Origin of the sequence: Streptomyces sp. NPDC057638, from assembly GCF_042800315.1 — a bacterium.
Taxonomy (GTDB): domain Bacteria; phylum Actinomycetota; class Actinomycetes; order Streptomycetales; family Streptomycetaceae; genus Streptomyces.
On record NZ_JBHVHF010000524.1, the window covers coordinates 1 to 3,227 of the forward strand.

The window sequence follows — 3,227 nt, forward strand, 5'->3', positions numbered from 1 at the left end:
CTCCGGCCGGAGGTCTCGTTTTTTTACTCGCGCGTAACTTCCAACCGGCGCCATACCGCCGGTAACTTGTCGTGGACACGGCAGGAGTCTCGTTCGGAAGGCGCCGGCCCCTCCGTCGGTACGGGCGGCGATCCCGCCCGGCAGCGGCACACGGACGCCGCCCCCCACAGCGACCAACCGGCCTCCCGGCACGCCCGCGCCCCGGCCCTCCGCCGTCCACACCCCCCGCCGAGCCGCGAGGAGAACCCTCATGCCCTCCTGGAAACGCCTGCTCAGCCCAGTCGCCACGGCCCTGCTCGCCGCGGCCCTCACCCTGACCCCCACCGCCACGGCGACCGCCGCCGTCACCACCGCGCCCGCCGGTACCGCGCCCACCACCACCGCATCCAGCACCACTGCCACCACGTCACGCGGCTGGAACGACTTCTCCTGTCGTCCCTCCGCCGCCCACCCCCGGCCCGTGGTCCTCGTCCACGGCACCTTCGCCAACTCCGTCGACAACTGGCTCGTCTTTGCCCCGTACCTGGTCCGCCGCGGCTACTGCGTCTTCTCGCTCGACTACGGGCAGCTCCCCGGAGTCCCCTTCTTCCACGGACTCGGACCCGTCGACCGGTCCGCCGGGCAGCTCGCCGCCTATGTCGACCGGGTGCTCGCCGCCACCGGAGCCCGCGAGGTCGATCTCGTCGGCCACTCCCAGGGCGGCATGATGCCCCGTCACTACCTGAAGTTCCTCGGTGGCGCGGCCAAGGTGAACGCCCTCGTCGGCGTCGCCCCCAGCAACCACGGCACCACGCTCAGCGGTCTGACCGGGCTGCTCGCCTTCTTCCCCGGCGCCCGTGACCTGCTGACCGCGGCCACACCAGCCCTCGCCGACCAGATCGCGGGCTCGCCGTTCCTCACCCGTCTCAACGCGGGCGGCGACACCGTGCCCGGCGTCCAGTACACGGTGATCGCCACCCGCTATGACCTGGTGGTCACCCCGTATCGCAGCCAGTTCCTCGACGGACCCGGGGTGCGCAACGTCCTGATCCAGGACCGGTGCCCGCTGGATCTCTCCGGGCATATGGCCATCGGCGCCCTGGACCGGATCGCCTTCCACGAGATCACCAACGCCCTGGACCCGGCCAACGCCAGGCCCACGACCTGCGCGTCCGTTGCCGACTGACGGATCGACAACGGACGCGCGGGCCTTTCCCCGTGGTGATGTGGTCCGGTGGGGGTGGTCAGGCCCCCGATGATCACCCGGTGGGGCTGCTTTCCCCGGGTCAGCCCTGGCCGGTCACCCGGCGGCGCGTGGCCCCGAAGAACGCGGCCCCGCCCAGCGCCAGGGCGGCGGCGCCACCGATCGCGACATAGGCGGTGGTGCTGTCGCCACCGGTGGCGGCGAGCTTCTCCCCGGCGGAGGCCGTGACCAGCCCGCTCGCCTCGGTGGTGCCGTTCACCGCGCGGGCCCCGGCCTGGTGGGCGATGTGCTGGGCGTTGGCCTGCTTCTCGGCGGGGGTGTCACCGCCGTGGCCCTGGTGGTCGACGGTTGACTTGGTCGTGCCCTCGGTGATGGCGCCCTCGGACGGGGCCTTGGCGACCGGGGCCGCCCCGCCGCCGTTGCCGAACGCCACGTCGGAGCAGGTGTAGAACGCCTCGGGGGAGTCCGAACGCTGGAGGATCGAGTAGATCAGGTGGCGGCCGGTCTTCTTGGGCAGGGTGCCCTGGAAGACATAGGAGCCATTCACCAGCGGCGGGTCGACGAGGGAGACAAACGGCTGCGCCTCAAGGTCGTTCCAGGTCAGCGGCTTGGTCGGGTCGTAGCTGTCCTTGGTGATGTACAGCGACATCGTGCCCCGGTGCGGAGCCGTGGCCCGCCAGCGGAAGGTGTTGGTGCCGGAGTTGAGCGTCGTGGTCGGCCAGTCGGTGCGCGGCGCGTCCAGACCCTTGTACTTCTCCCGGCCGACGCTGCACAGCTTGCCGTCCGGGATCCGCTGCTTGTGGGCGCCGTTGACGTCGGCGAGGTTGACCTCGTTCCAGTCGTACAGCGGCTGAGTACCCCCGGCCGCGACCAGCGCCTTACACGCCGCCGAGTCGGGGCTCTCCGGGCCCTCGGCGAAACACGCGGAGACGCGGCTGACCGGGTCCTGCATCGAGCCGTGCGCCGACGCGGGCGCGGCGGCCAGCGCGGTCAGGGCCAGCGGGGCGATACCGAGAGCGGCGACCGTGGCGGCCTTGCGGCGAGCGGTCATGGTGACTCTCCTCAGTGGGGGGATATCCGTGGGGGGTGGCCGAGACCGGCCCGAACGGGCGGGTGGGGCCCGCCGCTCACGAGGTGAGCGGATGTTCGAACCGGCCTCGGTGACCAGCAAGTTAGCCCCTCGAACCGTCCACGTCGCCTGCCTGGGCGCGATCTTGGGCATCCTTATGGTCGCGTTAAGGAAGCGATAAGCGAGGCATCAGGGAGCGCCTTCCCGCACCTTCTTTGTCAAGAAGTGCTATTGGATGAGGCTTGGAACGGCTGGTGAGGGCCATTTCGCCGCGTGATTTCGCAGGTTGTACACAATCCGTACCCACCCCGCTGGTTAAGCTGATCACGCCATACCGGCCCACGGCAGCACAGTCCGCACGACACAGAGCGAAGGAGTCATCCGTGGCCCTGTCCGTTGAAGAGCGTGAGCAGTTCCTCGCCGAGCCGCATATCGCGGCGCTGGCGGTGGACTCCGGTGAGAGCCCCGACCGAGCCCCCCTCAACATCCCCATCTGGTACGGGTACACGCCCGGCGGCGACGCCTGGATCGTGACCGGAGTCGACTCCCGCAAGGCGAAGCTCATCGCGTCGGCGGGCCGCTTCTCCCTGATGGTCGACCGGGCGGAACCCACCGTCCGCTATGTGACGGTGGAAGGCCCGGTCGTCTCGACCGAGATCGCCACCAAGGAGCAGATGCGCGAGGTCAGCGCCCGCTATGTCGCCCCCGAGCGGCTGGAGGAGTACCTCACGACCTTCGATCAGAACTACGGCGAGCAGCTCCTCATCAGGATGCGCCCCGAGCGCTGGCTCAGCGCGGACATGGGCGCGGTCTGACCCTCCCCGTCACGCCCCGAACCACCGGTACGCGGTTCGGGGCGTCTGCGTGCGCCCCCGCCCGAGACGCCCGCGTACGGGGCGGACGCAGGCCCTCGTGCCGCCCGGGACCCTCCTTCGGGCCGCCCCGCGGAGGGCCTGTCCGAGCCGGGTGTACGGC

General features: G+C 70.7%; 3 protein-coding genes. 2 read left to right on the forward strand and 1 reads right to left on the reverse strand.

Going from position 1 to position 3,227, the window contains the following annotated elements:
* The first annotated feature begins 250 nt into the window (after positions 1-250).
* Positions 251-1,165: an esterase/lipase family protein gene (locus ACFVIM_RS34290; protein ID WP_384310071.1), complete on the forward strand. Its 915-nt coding sequence runs from the start codon at positions 251-253 to the stop codon at positions 1,163-1,165.
* Between the two features lie 100 nt (positions 1,166-1,265).
* Here ACFVIM_RS34290 and ACFVIM_RS34295 read toward each other — a convergent pair whose 3' ends face one another.
* Positions 1,266-2,234, reverse strand: a complete 969-nt coding sequence (locus ACFVIM_RS34295; RefSeq protein ID WP_384310074.1) for a lytic polysaccharide monooxygenase — start codon at positions 2,232-2,234, stop codon at positions 1,266-1,268.
* A gap of 401 nt (positions 2,235-2,635) precedes the next feature.
* On the opposite strand from ACFVIM_RS34295, the gene ACFVIM_RS34300 reads away from it, so the two are divergent.
* Positions 2,636-3,067 (forward strand): pyridoxamine 5'-phosphate oxidase family protein, encoded by a 432-nt coding sequence (locus ACFVIM_RS34300; RefSeq protein WP_384310076.1) that lies wholly within the window; start codon positions 2,636-2,638, stop codon positions 3,065-3,067.
* Positions 3,068-3,227: the final 160 nt, after the last annotated feature.

Bases quoted from the DNA above. Each gene is read 5' to 3' on its own strand.
- ACFVIM_RS34290 (WP_384310071.1), top strand. From the start codon at position 251: ATGCCCTCCTGGAAACGCCTGCTCAGCCCAGTCGCCACGGCCCTGCTC.
- ACFVIM_RS34295 (WP_384310074.1), bottom strand. From the start codon at position 2,234: ATGACCGCTCGCCGCAAGGCCGCCACGGTCGCCGCTCTCGGTATCGCC.